This window comes from Sphingomonas aurea, assembly GCF_030678875.1.
GTDB lineage: Bacteria > Pseudomonadota > Alphaproteobacteria > Sphingomonadales > Sphingomonadaceae > Sphingomonas > Sphingomonas aurea.
In genome coordinates this window covers 131,268-148,096 of sequence record NZ_JAUUDS010000005.1, presented here as the reverse complement: position 1 = coordinate 148,096, position 16,829 = coordinate 131,268, and the positions used below count along the sequence as shown (strand labels likewise).

Below are 16,829 nucleotides of genomic sequence, written 5' to 3'. Positions count from 1 at the left end.
CTGGTACGTCAGCGCGTCCGTCATTTCCGCGGAGGCGGGAGTCCAGAGACGCTGCCGTGGCAGTCAGGCTGTGAGGTCAGCGTGTCTGGATACCGGCTTTCGCGGGGATGACGTCCGGGTGTCGGGGAGGGGGGAGGCAATCATGGGACACTGGCTCGCAAAGGCGCGGACGGTGCAGGAGGCCGGCGTCGTGTCGCGGTTCGATCCGCGGTTCTGGACGGTGAACTTTCCGCGGCCGATGATGGCGGCGGTGACGACCACGGCGCCCGATGCGCTGCGGGTCGACTGCGTGTTCTATCGCGCGGACGATCTGGCGGGACTGATCTGGGAGGCGGAGGATCGGTTCGACCATCCGCTGCTCGCCTATGAGACGGCGCGGGATTTCCGGCAGTGCCGGCTGCGGTTCCGGTGGCGGTCGGGCGGAGTGATCGCGCTCGACGCGGTCAACGGCCCGGTGCTGACGATCGAGGGGCGCGACGCCGCGGGGGTGGCGCGGTCCTGGTATGTGCGGCTGTGGAACTATGCGGCAGGGGCGCCCGAGGATGCGGTCGTCGCGATCGACTTCGCCGATGTAGCAGGCGGATTCGTCCATCCGGAGGAGGCGGTGCCGGTATGGGCGGGGGACGTCGACCGGATGTTCGTGTCGCTGGTCGCGCCGGGCTACACCGGCGCAGACGCGCCGCTTGGTCAGCCGGTGGAGGGCTGGGCGGAGATGAGCGGGATCGGCTGTGACGGGCCGGGATCGGTGCTGGCGATCGGCGACGCGATCGTGCCGCCGCACGGGCTGGGGATCGCGAGCGGCTATGACGACAGCTATAACCTGACGCCCGCGCGGCTGCTGCGCAATGCGCTGCAACTCGGGTATCGCGGCACGCTGATCCATTATGTCGGGATGAGCCATTATTTCCGGCTCGACGGCGTGCAGAGGGTGACGGGCGTGCTCAACATGCCGTGCGCGGCGTGGCACCGGGACTTTGCAGCACGGGCGGCGGAGCTGGGTTATGCGCTGATCTGGTCGCTGAGTTACGAGCTGTTCGACGCGCATTGTCCCGATGCGTGGAAGCAGCGACGGGCGGACGGGGCACCGGCGCTGACCGGGTGGGTGCCGCCCTCGACGCTGCTCAGCCCGGCCAACGCGCAAGCCATGGCGTATCTGGCCGGGGTGGCGCGGGCGTTCCTGGCGATCGGCACGGCGGCGGGGCTGGCGCCGCGCTTCCAGATCGGGGAGCCGTGGTGGTGGATCGATCCCGTCAGCCACGCGCCGTGCCTGTACGATGCGGCGGCGGTGGCGGCGTTCGCGCCGGTCGCGATCGGGAGCGTGCGGGCGGTGTCGACGCCGGCTGAGCGCGATACGCTGGACCGGGCGGGGGCGTGCCTGGCGGCGTCGACTGCCGCGCTGACCGCGGCGGTGCGGGCGGCGGCGCCGGGATGCGTGGTGCATCTGCTGACCTATCTGCCGACGGTGCTCGATCCGCTGGCGCCCGAGGCGAAGCGCGCGAACCTGCCGGTCGGCTGGGCGAGCCCGGCGTTCGATGTGCTCCAGCTGGAGGATTATGACTGGGCGGCGGCGGGCGACCGGGTGTCGACCGCGCGCGGGATCGCGGCGGCGGAGGCGCGGCTCGGTTACCCGGTGGGGCGGCAGCATTATCTGAGCGGCTTCGTGCTGCGCCCCGAGGATGCGGGGCAGTGGGCGGCGATCGACCGCGCCGCCGGAGATGCGCGGGCGCGGGGCGTCGCGGCGGCGGTGCTGTGGGCGCTGCCGCAGGTGATGCGCGACGGCTTCGTCCATTTCGACAGCGAGGGAGGCGACGACATGCAGGCGTTCGACGATGTGGCGTTTCCGCTGGCGCTGGGGCGCGAGGCGGAAGTGGCGCCGGCCTTCTCGACCCAGATCGTCACCGCAGGCGGCGGGGCGGAGCAGCGCAATGCGAGCTGGGCGGAGGCGCGCTGCCGCTATGACGTCGGGCCGGGGGTGCGGTCGGAAGAGGATATCGCGGCGCTGCTCGATTTCTTCCGTGCACGGATGGGGCCGGCGCGCGGGTTCCGGCTACGCGATCCGTTCGACTGGCGCGGGCGCGACGAGTTGATCGGGACCGGCGACGGAGCGACGCGGCGCTTCGCGCTAGTGCGCCGTTACGGCGCGAGCGTGCGGCGGATCACCCGGCCGGTGGCGGGGAGCGTATCGGTCGCGGTGGCGGGGCTGGCGCGGGGCTTTGCGGTGGAGGCCGGCGGCTGGGTGGTGCTGGATGCGGCACCGGCGGCGGGCGTGGGGATAACGGCGAGCTTCGACTTCGACGTGCCCGTCCGCTTTGCCGAGGATGCGCTGAGCGTCAGCCGCGCGACCTTCCGCGCCGGGGTGGCGGCGTCGGTGCCGCTGATCGAGCTGCGCGAGGAGGCGGCGTGAGCTGGCTTGAGGGCGAAGCGACGACGATCGCCTTGTGCTGGCGGATCGAGCGGCGCGACGGGGTGGCGATCGGGCTGACCGCGCATGATCGCGACCTGACCGTCGACGGGCTGGTCCACCGCGCGGCGCCGGGGATGGTGCCTTCTGCGGTGCGGCGGCAGGTCGGGCTGACGGCGGATACGATGGAGGTGGCCGGCGCGCTGGCGAGCGACGCGATCGGCGAGCGGGACCTGCTGGAGGGGCGCTGGGACGGCGCGCGGGTGCGGTTGTTCGCGGTCGACTGGACCGACGGGGCGGCGCGGGTCGAGCTGGGCGAGGGGACCATCGGGGCGGTCGAGATGGCGGACGGGCGCTTCGCGGCGGAACTGGCCGGGCCGGGCGCCAGGCTGGGCCGGGCGGCGGTGGAGGAGACGTCGCCGGGCTGCCGCGCATCGCTGGGCGACCGGCGCTGCCGGGTGGCGATGGCGGGGCGACGGCGCTTCGCGCGGGTGACGGCGGCCGAGGGCGCGGTGCTGACGCTGACCGTGAACGAGCCGGTGGCGAACGGATATGGCGGGGGGATGGTGCGGTGGCTGGACGGGAGGAATGGCGGACTGTCCCAGGCGATCGCGGGGTCTACGGGACGAACGGTGACGCTGGTGGCGCCGCCGGTGCGGGAAGTGGCGGCCGGAACCCTGGTGGAGCTGGTCGAGGGGTGCGACCGGACGCTGGCGACCTGCGCCGCCCGGTTCGGCAATGCGGCGAACTTCCGCGGCGAGCCGCACCTGCCGGGGATGGACCTGCTGACGCGGTGGCCGGGATAGCGCTGGCGCTGGTCGGGGCGCGGTTCCGGCTGCACGGGCGCGATCCGGTGACCGGGCTGGACTGTGTCGGGCTGGCGGCGCTGGCGCTCGGGATCGAGGGCGTGCCGACCGGCTATCCCCTGCGCGGCGGCGAGCCGGAGCGGTGGATGGCGGTGGTCGATGCCTGGCTGGTGCGGGCCGGGGACCGGCGCGCGGGCGACCTGCTGATGATGCGGACCGGGCCGGGGCAGCTGCACCTGGGCGTGTGGACGGGCGACGCGCTGGTCCATGCCGATGCGGGACTGGGGCGGGTGGCGGTGCGGCCGGGCGTGCCGCCCTGGCCGGTGCTGGCGAGCTGGAGGAGGGGATAATGGCGACGCTGGTACTGAGTGCGATCGGCACCGCGGTCGGCGGACCGCTGGGCGGGGCGATCGGCGGGCTGATCGGCAATGCGCTCGACCATCGGCTGCTCGGCCGCAAGGGTCGCGAGGGGCCGCGGCTGACCGAACTGGCGATGCAGACGTCGAGCTATGGCACGCCGATCCCCATGCTGTTCGGAACGATGCGGGTCGCGGGTACGGTGATCTGGTCGACCGATCTGAAGGAGGCGCGCGGGCGCAGCGGCGGGGGCAAGGGGCAGGCGGCGACCACGACCTATAGCTATTCGGCGTCGTTTGCGGTGCTGCTGTCGGCGCGGCCGATCGTCGGGATCGGGCGGATCTGGGCGGACGGACGGCTGGTGCGCGGGAGCGCGGGCGACCTGAAGGTAAAGGCGACCCTGCGCGTCCATACCGGCAGCGAGGACCAAGCGGTCGACCCGCTGATCGCGAGCGCCGAAGGGACGACGCCGGCTTATCGCGGGATGGCGTATCTGGTTTGGGAGGACCTGCCGCTCGCCGATTTCGGCAATCGCCTGCCGCAGCTGACGGTCGAGGTGATCGCCGATGCCGGGCCGGCGCCGGTCGGGGCGATCGCGGCGTGGGTGGCAGACGAGGTGCGCGGCGGCGGGGGTGCGACGCTGGACGGCTTCGCGGCGAGCGGCAGTGTCGGCGGGGTGCTGGAGGTGCTGGCCCAGGCGGGCAGCGGCTGGTGGGCGCCGGCGGGGGGCGCGTTGTCACTGCGTGACGATGCCGGCGCGGCGGCGGTACTCGCCGATCGTGGCGTGGTCGCGAGCGGGCTGAAGGGTGCGAGCCGGGCGCGACAGGTCGCCGCGATCGAGACGGTGCCGCAAGGCGTGGCAGTCGGCCATTACGATCCGGCGCGCGACTATCAGGCCGGCGTGCAACGGGCGACGCGGGTCGGCGCAGGAGCAGGAGTCGAGCGGGTCGAGATGCCGGCGGCGATGACCGCTACCGCCGCGCGGGCACTGGCCGAGGCGCTGCTGGTGCAGGCGGGCGCGGCGCGGGTGCGGCGAACGGTGACGCTCGGCTTCGACGGGATGGCGGTGGCACCGGGCGCGGTGGTGGCGATCGCCGACGAGGCGGGCCGCTGGCAGGTGACGGAGACGAATGTCGAGGCGATGGCGACCCGACTGACGCTCGTGCCGCTGCCGCCGGCGATCGCCGCGACCGGTGCCGTCGATGGCGGGCGGGTGGCGGGTGCGCTCGACGCGCCGGTCGGGGCGACGCTGCTGCGGGTGGCAGAGCTGCCGGTACTGGACGACACGTTGACGACGGCGCCGCGGCTCACGGTGCTGGCGGCCGGGCAGGGCGCTGGCTGGCGATCGGCGTCGCTGCTGTGGAGCGCCGATGACGGAGCGAGCTGGACGCCGGCGGGAGCGACCGCAGCGCCGGCGGTGCTGGGCACCGTCGAGACGGCACCGCGGCCGGCACCTGCCTGTCTCTATGACACCGCCGGTGTGCTGGTGGTGCGGCTGGCCCGCGCGGACATGATGTTGGCGGACGCGGACGATGCGGCGCTCGACCGGGGTACGAACCTGGCGATGGCGGGCGGCGAGCTGGTCCAGTTCGGGCAAGCGGTGCCACTGGGCGGCGGCCGCTGGCGGTTGACGCGGCTGCTGCGCGGGCGGCGGGGAACCGAGGCGGCGGCAGTGGCGGTGGGCGACGGTTTCGCGCTGCTGACGGCGGAGAGCGCTTCGGCGATCGAGCTGCCGCTGTCGGCGCTCGGCCGGATGGTGCGGGTGATGGCGAGTGGCGCGGGCGACGTCGAGCCGGCCGAGGTGGCGGTGGTCGCCACGGGCGCGTCGCTGCGTCCGCCCGCGCCGGTCCAGGCGGTGCGGCGCGGCGATGGCGGGCTCGGCTGGACGCGCCGCAGTCGTGCAGGCTGGACGTGGCGCGACGGCGGCGACGTGCCGCTGGGCGAGGAGGCGGAACGCTATCGCCTTACCGTGACGCCACCGGGCGGTGCGGCGGTGCAGCTGGATCTCGACCGGCCGTGGCTGGCGGGGCCGCTGATGGCCGGAACGATGATCGAGGTGCGGCAGCGCGGAACTTGGGCGGACTCGCTGCCGCTCGTAACGACGATCTGATGGAGGGAATGATGGGGAACACGACCGCGCGGTTGATGCTGCCGCTGATCGAACCGGGGCAGGCGCAGAAGGAACTGGCGCATAACGAAGCACTGGTGCTGCTCGACATGGCGGTGCACGCCCTGGTCGAAGCGATCGGACTAGACACGCCGCCGGCCGCGCCGGCCGAGGGGCAGGCCTGGATAACGGGAGCGATGCCGGGTGGGGCGTGGACCGGGCACGCGCTGGCACTGGCGGGCTGGACGGAGGGCGGGTGGCGGTTCGTCGCGGCGCGCGAGGGATTGGCCGTGTGGGACCGGGCGAGCGCCACAGCGGCGCGGTTCGTCGGCGGATCTTGGCGACGGGCCGGCGTGATCGCGGCACCGGCCGGGGGTACGACGGTGGATGCCGAAGCGCGCGCGACGCTTGCCGCGCTGCTTGTAGAGTTGCAGGCGCAGGGACTGGTAGCGGGATAAATCTGTTGCTGTTCGGCCACAGTCCGGAACTTTGTCGACTTGCCTGGAAACCAACCCCTCTATAGTGGGTTTGCGCTGTCCGTAGTGACACTGAAGGAAAGGGGACTAATATGCGGAAGCTTGCCGTCGTTCTGGCACTTGCCTCCACCGCACTCGCCTCGCCCGCCCTCGCCCGCGATAACTCGTGGTACGTTGGCGTCGAGGGTGGTGCGATGATCGTTGAAGACATCGACTACGACATCGCCTCGGCTGCCGGGACTGCCCTGGGCACCAGCACCGTCGATCACGACTATGGCTATGACGTCGACGGCGTCGTCGGCTACGATTTCGGCGGCTTCCGCGTCGAAACCGAGGTTGGCTATCGTCGCGCCACGGTTGATGGCTTCTCGTCGACCACGACGACCCCGACCGGCATCGGCTCGGGCACCGTGGCAGCGGGCACCTACAACGGTGCCGGCGGTTCGACCTCGGCGCTCAGCTTTATGCTGAACGGCCTGCTCGATTTCGGCGCAGACGACTCGATCCAGGGCTTCGTCGGCGGCGGTGTCGGTGTTGCTCGCGTCAAGGCGAACTACAAGCTGAACAACACGGCCGACTTCCTCGACGACAGCGATACGGGCTTCGCCTGGCAGGTTCTGGCGGGCATCCGTGCACCGCTGACCGACCATGTCGACGCGACCGTGAAGTATCGCTTCTTCAACGCCGAGAACGTCAATCTAGTCGACGGCGGTGGCCGTACGCTGGACGGGCGCTATCGCTCGCACAGCATCCTGGGTGGCCTGACCTACAACTTCGGCGAGCCGGCTGCACCGCCGCCCCCGCCGCCGCCCCCGCCGCCGCCGCCCCCGCCGCCTCCCCCGCCGCCCCCGGCTCCGGAGCCCGTGGTCTGCTCGCCGGGTCCGTTCATCGTGTTCTTCGAGTGGGACAAGTCGGACATCACCCCGGAAGCGGCGTCGATCCTCGACAACGCCGTCACCCAGTATCAGAACTGCGGCAACGCGCAGGTCATGCTGGCCGGTTACACCGACACCTCGGGTACCGCGAAGTACAACCAGGGCCTGTCGCAGCGTCGCGCGGACTCGGTGAAGGCTTACATGGCGTCGCGTTCGATCCCGGAAGCGAACGTCACGACGAGCGCATTCGGCGAGACCAACCTGCGCGTGCAGACCGCCGATGGCGTCCGCGAAGTGCAGAACCGTCGCGTGGAGATCACTTACGGTCCGGGTTCGGGCCAGTAAGCTCCGTCGCTTCGGCGAACGAGAAGAGGGAGGTCGGCGCGAGCCGGCCTCCCTTTTTCGTTGCACGCTTCGGGCAATGGTCGCTGGTGCTGAATGCGGAAGCACTGTCGTGTCGGGTGGCGGCCGATCACGATGTCCGGCTTCAGGGGTGATCCTGTTGGCATCGCCATCTTAAGCGTGATCCACGATCCAGAGTCACGAGCGACGCGGCTCTTATCCCTGGCTCTCTGCTCCAGTCCAAAATGTCTGGGCGTGGACGACGGGCATCGCCCAGCATGGCGAGGATTGGCCGATAGCGGTCGGGCAGAAGCGGACAGCCGCTCGCGTTGACTTGGCTCCTGCGCTTCCATAGCCGGTGGGATCCCTTTCCGACGACCGGACCCGGATGACCGCGCAGACGATCCTGATCGTGGAAGACGATCCCGCCCTCAGGACGCTGACCGCGCGGCTGTTGCAGCAGCACGGCTTCGCGGTGCGGCAGGCCGCGGCGGCGCCAGAGATGTGGCAGGCGCTGGAGCTGGGCGGGGTCGACCTGATCCTGCTCGACATCATGCTGCCCGGCACCAGCGGCATCGACCTGTGTCGCCAGCTGCGCCAGCAGAGCGCGATGCCGATCATCTTCGTCAGCGCGCGCGGCAGCGAGACGGACCGGGTCGTCGGGCTGGAGCTGGGGGCCGACGATTACCTGGCCAAGCCGTTCAGCACGCACGAGCTGGTCGCCCGCGTCCGTGCGGTACTGCGCCGCAGCCAGGCGCCGGCGATCGCGGAAGAACGCGGCGCCGGGCAGCTGCGCTTCGACGGCTGGACCGTCCAGCTGACGCGGCGTGAGCTGCTGTCGCCGAGCGGCGCGATCGTCGACCTGACCGGCGCCGAGTTCGACCTGCTCGTCACCTTTCTCGACCAGGCCCAGCGGGTCGTCGCGCGCGAGCGGCTGATCGAGCTGTCGCGCACGCGGATCGGCGACGCGTCCGACCGCAGCGTCGACGTGCTGGTCAGCCGGCTGCGCCGCAAACTGTCGAGTGCCGGCCACCCCGCGCCGATCGTCACGATCCGCGGCATCGGCTATATGCTGAACGTCCCGGTGGAGCGGCTGTGAGGCGCGCCTTGCGGCTGGGCGCGCTGCACCTGCCGCGAAGCCTGCTGGGGCAGATCATCGCCATCCTGCTGCTGACCAGCGCGATCGAGTTCGGCGTCAGCGCGATCCTGTACGAGCGGGCGAGTACCTTCTCGGTTCGCGACGACGAGGCGCGGCGGCTGGCCGAGCATCTGGTCATTGCGCACCGCATCCTGTCCGAACGCGCGCCGGCCGAGCGGATCGCGGCGGCCGACGAGCTGACCACCAGCCGCTATGTCGTGCGGTGGAGCCCGCGGCCGCCTCTCCTCCCGCCGATCGCGCCGGCGCTGGACGGGATGTACGACCAGATCGTCAAATGGGAGCCGACGCTCGCCAATGACGGGCTGCGGCTGCGCTTCGCCTCACCCGGATCGCGGTCGGTGATCGCCGGGCATATGCGGCTGCAGGACGGCAGCTGGATGCAGTTCCACACGCGCGAGGCGCTGCGGACGCTCGACCTGGCGCTCAGTCGCATCCTGCTGGCGCTGGTGCCGGCACTGGCGCTGACCACGATCGGCGGCATCCTAATCCGGCGGACGCTGCGTCCCTTGCGCCAGCTGATCGACGCGGCCGAGCGGATCGGCCGCGAACATCCCGAACCGGTGCCCGAGCGCGGCGCCGGCGACGTGCGCCGCCTGACCCAGTCGTTCAATGCCATGCAGGGGCGTATCGTCCGGCTGATCGACGAGCGGACGCGCGCGCTGGCGGCGGTCGGCCACGACCTGCGCACCCCGCTGGCGCGGCTGCGGCTCAGGATGGACGCGATGGAGGACGGCGCGCTGCGCCGCTCGATGCAGGGCGAGGTCGGGGAGATGGAGGTGATGGTCGCCTCGCTGCTCGCCTTTCTGGGCGGCGAGGACGATGCCGAGGGGGCGAGCCTGGTCGATGTGGCGGTGCTCTGCGCGACGATCGCCGACGATGCGCAGGATCATGGCCATGACGTGCGCTACGCAGGCCCCGACCATCTCGACGCATCGGTGCGGCGCGTGGGGTTCAAGCGGGCGCTCACCAACCTGGTCGGCAATGCGCTGCACCACGGACAGCATGTCGAGATCCGGCTTGAGCCGACCGCGGACGCGATCGAGATCCGCGTCGACGACGACGGGCCAGGCATTCCCGAAGAGGCGCTGCGCACGGTGTTCGAGCCGTTCGTGCGACTGGACGCGGCGCGGCAGCGCAACACGACCGGGTTCGGCCTGGGCCTGTCGATCGTCGCACGGGCGATCTCGGCAGAGGGCGGGGCGGTGACGCTGGTCAATCGGCCGGAGGGCGGGCTGTCCGCGCGGGTGACGATACCCCACTGAGCGTCAGCAACAAATCCTTACAGGAGCGCGGCGATGCAGCAAGAATGGCGCGCTATATCCGAACGGCACTTTCGGGAGATACGGCGTGGCGTTCAATTTCGACCTCAACTGGCTGGAACTGCAGAGCGCGCTGGTGGTGCTGGTGCTGGTCTGCGTGTTCGCGATGGTGAGCGTCTGGCGCACGCGCTGAAGAGATCGCCGCCGCGCGTTCAGTCCGCAGCGAGCGCGGCGGCGAACCAGGCCGGGCGAAGCGCATCGCCGAGCGCCTCGACCCGGCGATGCTCCACCATCAGGCCGAGATCGGGGTAGAGCGCGCGGGTCCGGTCGCCCGCGGCGCCGATCGGGGCGACGACCAGCCGGCGATTGACCTTGGCGCGGTGGTGCATGCGGGCGGTGTTCTCCTGCCCGACATAGCAGCCCTTGGCGAAGCTGACCCCGTTCAGCTCGCGCGCATTGCATTCCAGCCACAGCGTCTCGCCGTCGCCGAGTTCGGCGACCCCCTCGGTCACGCCGAGCGACAGGCGGTGCGCGCGCCAGGCGTCGTCGACGGCGTCGTCGTCGGGCGCGGCCAACCAGCGATAGCCCAGCTCCGTCAGCCGCGGATCGGGCGAAGAACCCGCGTCCCTCGACCAGTGAACCGCCAGCGCGGGATCGGGTGCGATCGTGATCGCGCGGCGCAGGCGGTACATCGACAGGCGACGCTGCAACGCCGCCGCCGCGCTCGCCTCCGCGTCGATCAGCAGGTCGTCACCGTCGGGCCAGACGATGAAGTCGAACAGCGCCTTGCCCTGCGGCGTCAGCAGCCCGGCCCAGACCGGCGCGGGACCGGCGACGTCGTTGGTCACCAACCCTTGCAGAAAGCCGCGCACATCATCGCCGCGCACGCGCAGCACCGCCCGGTCAGCCAGCATCGTCATGTCGCCTAGCTAGGGGCGGCACGGGACGCGGGCAAGCTTTCCTCCCCCCGGACCATCTTCTATGGCGGCGGCATGACCGAGCGCCTGACGATCCGCCGCCCCGACGACTGGCATGTCCATCTGCGCGACGGCGCGATGCTGGAGGCGGTGGCGCAGTACACCGCCCGCCAGTTCGCGCGCGCGATCGTCATGCCCAACCTGACGCCGCCGGTGACGACGGTCGCCGCCGCTATCGCCTATCGCGAGCGGATCATGGCGGCGCTTGGCGACGGGGCGGATTTCACCCCGCTGATGACCTGCTACCTGACCGACGGCATCGACCCGGACGAGATCGCGCGCGGTTACGAAGAGGGCGTGTTCGCGGCGTGCAAGCTCTATCCGGCGCATGCCACGACCAATTCCGCACACGGCGTCACCGACATCGCGGCGCTGCGACCGGTGCTGGAGAGGATGCAGCGGATCGGCATGCCGCTGCTGATCCATGGCGAGGTAACCGATCGCACGATCGACATCTTCGACCGCGAGGCGGTGTTCGTCGAGCGGGTGCTGACGCCGCTGACGCGCGACTATCCCGCGCTGAAGATCGTGCTGGAGCATATCACCACCGAAGAGGCCGCCGCCTTCGTCGCGGAGGCAGCGCACCCCATCGCCGCGACGATCACACCGCAGCACCTGCTGCTCAACCGCAACGCGCTGTTCGACGGCGGCCTGCGCCCGCACGCCTATTGCCTGCCGGTGGTCAAGCGCGAGCGGCACCGGCTGGCGGTGCGCGCGGCGGCGGTATCGGGCAGTGCGCGCTTCTTCCTCGGCACCGACAGTGCGCCGCACCGGATTGGTGCGAAGGAATCGTCGTGCGGCTGCGCGGGCATCTTCAACGCGCCGTTTGCGCTGGAGGCGTATCTGCAGGTGTTCGAGGAGGAAGGCGCGCTCGACCGGTTCGAGGGGTTCGCGGCGGAGCATGGCGCGCGCTTCTATGGCCTGCCGCTGAATGCCGGGACGGTGACGCTGGAGCGGGTCGCGACGACGGTGCCGGCCGTGACCGGTGCGGGAGAGACGGAGGTGGTGCCGTTCCTGGCGGGCGAGACGGTGGCGTGGCGGATGGTGGAAGGCTGAAGGCGATCAGAGAAACGTTACCCCCGCCTGCGCTGGGGTGGCGGGTGGTTGGTGGAGGATGTGACTCCCAAAGCGCCGCGGGCGAAGCCCGCGTCGACGGTCGGCGCCGTAGCGCCGCCGGCCGGGTAGCCGGGACTAGCTTCGCTCGTCTCGGCTACCCGGCTAGAACGGCAACCACCGGCTCTTGTGCGTGAAATTCATGTACCCGACATTCACGCCGGCTCGCCAGCCGACGCCGAGCCGGATCGGGATCAGCACGACATTGCCACGCCGCAGATAGGTCGCAGCAAATCCGCCGACCAGGTACAGCCGCCCCTCCGCGCCGGGGAAGCGGTGGAACAGCTCCTCGGTATCGTAGAGGTTGTAGACGAGGACGAAGACCTTGTTCGCGTCGCCGCCGACGTCGAACCCCACCGATGGACCGGTCCAGTAGACCGGCTGCTGCCCCTCGACCTTGTGGGTCATGATGCCCGAGCCATAGCGCACCCCGACCACGAACGCGCCCGATGCCTCGCGCCCGGCGATATAGGCGTTGGGGCGGCCCTGATCCTTCAGGATCTTCTCCAGGATGCCGGCGAGCCCTTCTGCGCCCTTGCCGAACACGCCTTCGCCCGCGGCGAGCAGGTCGTCGCGCTCATAGGTCTCGGAGGCCTGGGTAGTCACCGCCGCGCGCGTTTCCGCCGCCCGGTCGGCCGCCGGCGTGGCCGGGGCAGGAGCCTGCTGCACCGGCGCAGGCGTCGGAGCGGCAGGCGGGACATAGTCGGGCGAGGAGGGCGGCGGCGGGCCTGCCAGGTCGCCGTCGATCGCGCGATCGGGATCGATGGTGCGGACCTGCGCACCCGCCGGCATCGCCATCACCGCGAAGGCGCCGATCAGGCTCATCCAGACGCTGCGCATGTTTTTCCCCATCTTTCCGATCCGCCAGCCTGCCGCCGCATAGAGCAAGTGCTGCCTTGCCGTGCCCTGAACGGTGCCGCAACCGATGGTTGATCGCAACCGCGACGCTGGCTATAGGCACAGCCCTGCCGACCCGGAGACGTGGGTGAGTGGCTGAAACCAACGCTTTGCTAAAGCGTCGTACGGGAAACCGTACCGAGGGTTCGAATCCCTCCGTCTCCGCCAATTGCATGTTCCAGGCGTTCCCAACGCGGCCCACAAGCCTTGTTTTCCCGAGAGCTTAGCGCACATCCCCGTCTCACGCGGTCCCGTCGCGCTTCATCCGATCTCAACTTCGGCGGGGGCATTGCGGGGGCACCAGGATCAACGGATGGGGGCGCGGATGCCGGAAGCTGCCGAGAAGGAAGCGCGCAAGCCGCTGGATGCGCGGAAGGTCGAGACCGCGGCCCCGCGCGATAAGGACTACAAGCTGTCCGACACGGGCGGTCTATACCTGTTCGTATCGAAGAGCGGACACCGCACCTGGCGCCTCAAATATCGTTTCGGCGGCAAGGAGCGTCGCCTTGTCCTCGGCACCTTTCCGGACGTAGGTTTGAAGCAGGCTCGCGCCCTGCGCGACGACGCGAAGTTCGCGCTGCGCGAGGGACGGGATCCCGGCCTTGAACGCACCCGCGCGCGGCATTCTCGCAAGGTCGGACACCAGAACACCTTCGAGCAGTTTGCACGGGAGTGGCATGCAAGTCAGGTGGAGCGCTGGAAACCTGTGCACGCGACCGACGTGCTGGAGTCGATGGAGAACAATCTCTTCGGCGAGATCGGCGATTTCCCCGTGGACCAGATCGATGAGGGCCTTCTGCTTCATGCCTTGCGAAAGGTGGAGGCTCGAGGCGCCATTGAGACTGCGCACCGGCTGCGACAGCGCGCCGAGCGCGTGTTTCGGCACGCCGCCGCCAACGGAGTGCGAAACTCAAATCCAGCCGTGAATGTGAAGGATGCGCTTAAACCGGTTCCTTCTAAGAAGCGCCGTCCCGCGCTTGTCGATCTCAAGACCATCCACACGTTCATGCGCGATATTGACCGGGCTGCCGCGTCGCCAGTCACCAAGTTGAGTTCGCGCTTCCTTGCCCTCACGGCACAACGGCCCGGCATGGTGCGTGAGGTGCTCTGGACCGAGATCAGCGGTATTGACTGGGCGAATCTTCACGCTCCGGCTTGCGACGCGCTGTGGACGGTCCCAGCGGCCAAGATGAAGCAGGAACTTGACCTTCGCGAGGACGAGGCGTTCGAGCACAAGATTCCTCTGACCCAAGCCGCGGTCAACGTGCTCCGGACCGTCCGATCGTTTTCAGGCGGGCGCGGGCTGGTGTTCCCGGGCGGTCGCGAGTCGAGCAAGCCGCTGTCCGAGAACGCCGTCGGTTACTTGTACAATCGCGAGGGCTGGAAGGGCCGGCATGTGCCCCACCGATGGCGCAGTTCATTCAGCACGATCATGAACGGCCGTATCGAGCGGGCGCATCCTGGCGCTGAGCGGCTGCTCACCGATCGGCTCGTCATCGATCTGATGCTCGCCCACACGCCAAGTGGCATGTCCTTCTCCGAGCTCATATACAACCGACACGCCTACATGGAACGCAGACGCGAGTTTGCAGAGGATTGGGCGATGCTCATCCTGGAGGGCGCGGATCCTGTAGAGATGCTTCTGGACGGGCGGCGCAGGAGGATAGAGCGCTAGACGGTCGCTGATCGCTACAAACGGTTCCTTCGCCCGATCGGCTGCTGGAGTCGAGCCCGACGCTAACGGACTTTCCTTTGGCTGGTTCGTCGGAGATCTCCGCCCTTCAAGCGGGCGTTCCGGGCACTGTCCCCTCCGTGTGCTGCGAGATCATCGTCATGCCCCGTCTCACCGCGGGTTCCTCGGCAGCATCCACGAGAATATCGTTGTCGCGGCTAGTAGCGTGACGACGAGCGCCGGAATCGTGTCTCCGAGCTCTTGCATCAACGTGTGGAAAAGCCACGATGCCGCGGCAAGCGCGGCCGAGCCTTCGAAGATGCGGGTTCCCGCGGAGATCCGCGTCGGACGATATGCGGCGCGGGCATCTATAATGCGTCGCGCCGTGGCGAGCGCCTCCGCATTGGCACCCGCGGCCATCGCCGTGACAACGTCGCCGCAACCGTCTCGTACGCTACGCGTCCTGTACCTGACGGCGTAGGCGCGTAGAGCCTCTAGTCGTGGATCGGCGATTGGATTGGCCGCTTTCAGGCCGAAGATGGCGCTGAGGGCCCGAGCGAACCTTCCCTGTGGTTGCACCGATGAGAGAGAGTCGGTCAGCGAGAGCATGATCACGCTCCGCTCGAGGTCGGTGGTACCGCGGTCGACGTCGCCGGCGTCTTGGCCAATTTCGTGGCGCTGTGCGGCAGCACCTGCGGGCTCGTCAGCAGCCTCGCGGACGCTCGTTCCAGCGGTCTTGAGAATCCGTCTCGAACGCAGTTCCTCGTTTCGAAGCCTGCGTTGTTGAGCTTCCATGTCGATGAGCTGGATCGGGATGCCAGGTGACGCGGCTAGGATGATCACGGGAACGGTCGGCACGGTAGACAGCCCTTGACCCTGGAGCATCCTGGATCTGGAGATCATGCCGCCGTCGGGTAGGCCGGAGATCGGGGCGGCGCGTCTCGCCATCGGACCGGTCGCCGCGCTCACCATGGTTCGCCGCTAGGCCGAGCCTTGGCAGCTCACGGGTCGATGAAGGGGCTTAGCGCGACCCTCGGCGCGGCGTCGGCGATCCGCCAGTCTCTGACCGTGCCAGGTGGAGGAGACGACGAACGGGGCTTGGGCCGCGTTGCAGCCCGGCATGTCTCCTGGCGGCGTCTGCCCTGGCCAAGTCGGCGGAAGTGCTGGCCGCGCTACTTGTCCGGAAACAAGCCATTGAAGCCGATCGGGTTTCTGGAACCTTTGCCGCACGCATGTCGATCCTCCTGATCAGGCTGCACACCCGACGCAGGGACGGAAACGGACGGGCGGCGCTCCGCCACGATGTAGTCGGCGCTTGGAGCCTGGGGGCTGGGCGGCTGGTCGCGCGATCCGGCGCATGGTCGGCCGGGTCGCGATCCGACCCCTTGCTACTCGATGGTCAGATCCACGTACTCGCCGTGCGAGATGCGGTAGTCGCGGAGCGCGCCGCCCCGCTGCACCGGACACTCGACCTGGGGATCGTGCATCCAGTCGGCGTCGGAGCGGAAGAAGCGGCCGGACGTCAGTTCCTGGATCCGCCTGGTGGTGTTCGGCGCGGGGAAGTCCTTCCAGCCCACTCGACCGGCCAGCTCCTCATCCGTCGGACTGAAGGCGACGAGGTTGGCGAAGTCCATCCGCTCTAGGGTGGCGGCGCGGGTGGCGTTCCGGCTTCCGTGGTGACCCACCTTGTAGAAGACGGTGCGCGCGATCAGGTCGTCGGCGCTGACCGGCGGGCGCCCGCCTGCGGCGGGGAACGCCACGTCGGACCAGCTCATCCAGTTGCCCACCTGCGCGTCCGCCGCGAAGAGCAGGACCCTGCCGCTCTCCACGATCTCGAGCGCAATCACGAGGCTGGTGTTGTTCGTGCGCCCGTCGAGCTGCAACGCTACGTCGACGGCGCCGGTCAGCCAGTCGCGGTCGATCCGGCGCCAGTCCTGCTTCGCGTCTTCCGAGGTCGGGCCCAGGTAGTGCCGCCAGAGGAAGGTCGCCCCGTGGTCGTGGCCCTCCGGCCAGTCGCCCGCGAGCAGAGGTTCCAGCGGTTGGCCGACGGAGCCGTCGAAGGGGGCCGCGGGGTCGTCGTCGACCCTGAGACCCCCGTCGTTGAGGCTGAGCGCGTTCGCCATCGGCGCCACGGCGAGGGAGCTTCCGCCGAACGCGTAGGTCTCTGAGGCGACGTCCTCGATCCCGAGCAGCCGTGGATCGCGTGGCGGTCCGAGGACGTAGGCGCGCACCCCGACCCCGCGCGGCAGGGGCGCGACGCTGCCAGGGTCGAGATGCCTGACGACCTTCACGCCGGGATGCTTGCGCAGCGCCTCGCGCGCGGCGCGGACCTTGTCCCCCTCCGCGCCGAATACGAAGCCGAGCAGTTCGTCGACGCCGTTCGCCACG

14 protein-coding genes and 1 tRNA gene are annotated in these 16,829 nt (G+C 69.8%); 11 read left to right on the top strand and 4 right to left on the bottom strand.

Translation table 11 applies throughout. The features are described 5' to 3' along the window. Positions 1-142: 142 nt before the first annotated feature. The 8 genes from Q5H91_RS11215 (at position 143) to Q5H91_RS11180 (ending at position 9,785) form a co-directional block, all read left to right on the top strand. Positions 143-2,404, top strand: a complete 2,262-nt coding sequence (locus tag Q5H91_RS11215) for a DUF2460 domain-containing protein (RefSeq protein ID WP_305173493.1) — start codon at positions 143-145, stop codon at positions 2,402-2,404. Then, the gene (locus Q5H91_RS11210; protein ID WP_305173492.1) at positions 2,401-3,207 is read left to right on the top strand and encodes a phage/gene transfer agent baseplate hub protein; all 807 of its coding nucleotides are present in this window, start codon (positions 2,401-2,403) and stop codon (positions 3,205-3,207) included. Before Q5H91_RS11215 ends, Q5H91_RS11210 begins: the two co-directional genes overlap by 4 nt. Beyond that, the gene (locus Q5H91_RS11205) at positions 3,195-3,557 is read left to right on the top strand and encodes a peptidoglycan endopeptidase (RefSeq protein WP_305173491.1); all 363 of its coding nucleotides are present in this window, start codon (positions 3,195-3,197) and stop codon (positions 3,555-3,557) included. The genes Q5H91_RS11210 and Q5H91_RS11205 overlap by 13 nt, the downstream gene beginning before the upstream one ends. Continuing rightward, positions 3,557-5,674 (top strand): GTA baseplate fiber-binding domain-containing protein, encoded by a 2,118-nt coding sequence (locus Q5H91_RS11200; RefSeq protein ID WP_305173490.1) that lies wholly within the window; start codon positions 3,557-3,559, stop codon positions 5,672-5,674. Before Q5H91_RS11205 ends, Q5H91_RS11200 begins: the two co-directional genes overlap by 1 nt. A gap of 11 nt (positions 5,675-5,685) precedes the next feature. Continuing rightward, the gene (locus Q5H91_RS11195) at positions 5,686-6,129 is read left to right on the top strand and encodes a DUF2793 domain-containing protein (protein WP_370655255.1); all 444 of its coding nucleotides are present in this window, start codon (positions 5,686-5,688) and stop codon (positions 6,127-6,129) included. Between the two features lie 110 nt (positions 6,130-6,239). Beyond that, complete coding sequence (locus tag Q5H91_RS11190) at positions 6,240-7,367, top strand: OmpA family protein (protein WP_305173488.1); 1,128 nt, start codon at positions 6,240-6,242, stop codon at positions 7,365-7,367. A 385-nt stretch (positions 7,368-7,752) separates the two neighbouring features. Further along, the gene (locus Q5H91_RS11185; protein WP_305173487.1) at positions 7,753-8,463 is read left to right on the top strand and encodes a response regulator transcription factor; all 711 of its coding nucleotides are present in this window, start codon (positions 7,753-7,755) and stop codon (positions 8,461-8,463) included. After that, positions 8,460-9,785 (top strand): ATP-binding protein, encoded by a 1,326-nt coding sequence (locus Q5H91_RS11180; RefSeq protein ID WP_305173486.1) that lies wholly within the window; start codon positions 8,460-8,462, stop codon positions 9,783-9,785. Before Q5H91_RS11185 ends, Q5H91_RS11180 begins: the two co-directional genes overlap by 4 nt. Before the next feature lie 209 nt (positions 9,786-9,994). On the opposite strand, the gene ygfZ is transcribed toward Q5H91_RS11180, so the two are convergent. Then, entirely contained in the window at positions 9,995-10,702 is a 708-nt protein-coding gene (gene ygfZ, locus Q5H91_RS11175) for a CAF17-like 4Fe-4S cluster assembly/insertion protein YgfZ (RefSeq protein ID WP_305173485.1), read from the bottom strand. Positions 10,703-10,774: 72 nt separating this feature from the next. Between ygfZ and pyrC the strand changes: the two genes are divergently transcribed. Then, positions 10,775-11,815, top strand: a complete 1,041-nt coding sequence (gene pyrC, locus Q5H91_RS11170) for a dihydroorotase (protein WP_305173484.1) — start codon at positions 10,775-10,777, stop codon at positions 11,813-11,815. A 162-nt stretch (positions 11,816-11,977) separates the two neighbouring features. Here pyrC and Q5H91_RS11165 read toward each other — a convergent pair whose 3' ends face one another. Continuing rightward, positions 11,978-12,712, bottom strand: a complete 735-nt coding sequence (locus tag Q5H91_RS11165) for a DUF1134 domain-containing protein (protein WP_305173483.1) — start codon at positions 12,710-12,712, stop codon at positions 11,978-11,980. 135 nt (positions 12,713-12,847) lie between these two features. Between Q5H91_RS11165 and Q5H91_RS11160 the strand changes: the two genes are divergently transcribed. After that, positions 12,848-12,937: transfer RNA gene (locus Q5H91_RS11160), tRNA-Ser, on the top strand. A gap of 145 nt (positions 12,938-13,082) precedes the next feature. Beyond that, positions 13,083-14,444 carry a tyrosine-type recombinase/integrase gene (locus Q5H91_RS11155; protein ID WP_305173482.1) on the top strand — a complete coding sequence of 454 codons (1,362 nt, stop codon included), beginning with the start codon at positions 13,083-13,085 and terminating at the stop codon, positions 14,442-14,444. A gap of 168 nt (positions 14,445-14,612) precedes the next feature. On the opposite strand, the gene Q5H91_RS11150 is transcribed toward Q5H91_RS11155, so the two are convergent. Both Q5H91_RS11150 and Q5H91_RS11145 read right to left on the bottom strand, forming a co-directional pair. After that, positions 14,613-15,389: a hypothetical protein gene (locus Q5H91_RS11150; protein ID WP_305173481.1), complete on the bottom strand. Its 777-nt coding sequence runs from the start codon at positions 15,387-15,389 to the stop codon at positions 14,613-14,615. Positions 15,390-15,829: 440 nt separating this feature from the next. Beyond that, on the bottom strand, positions 15,830-16,828 hold the full coding sequence (locus Q5H91_RS11145) for a ComEC/Rec2 family competence protein (protein WP_305173480.1): 999 nt from the start codon (positions 16,826-16,828) through the stop codon (positions 15,830-15,832). Position 16,829 lies beyond the last annotated feature (1 nt).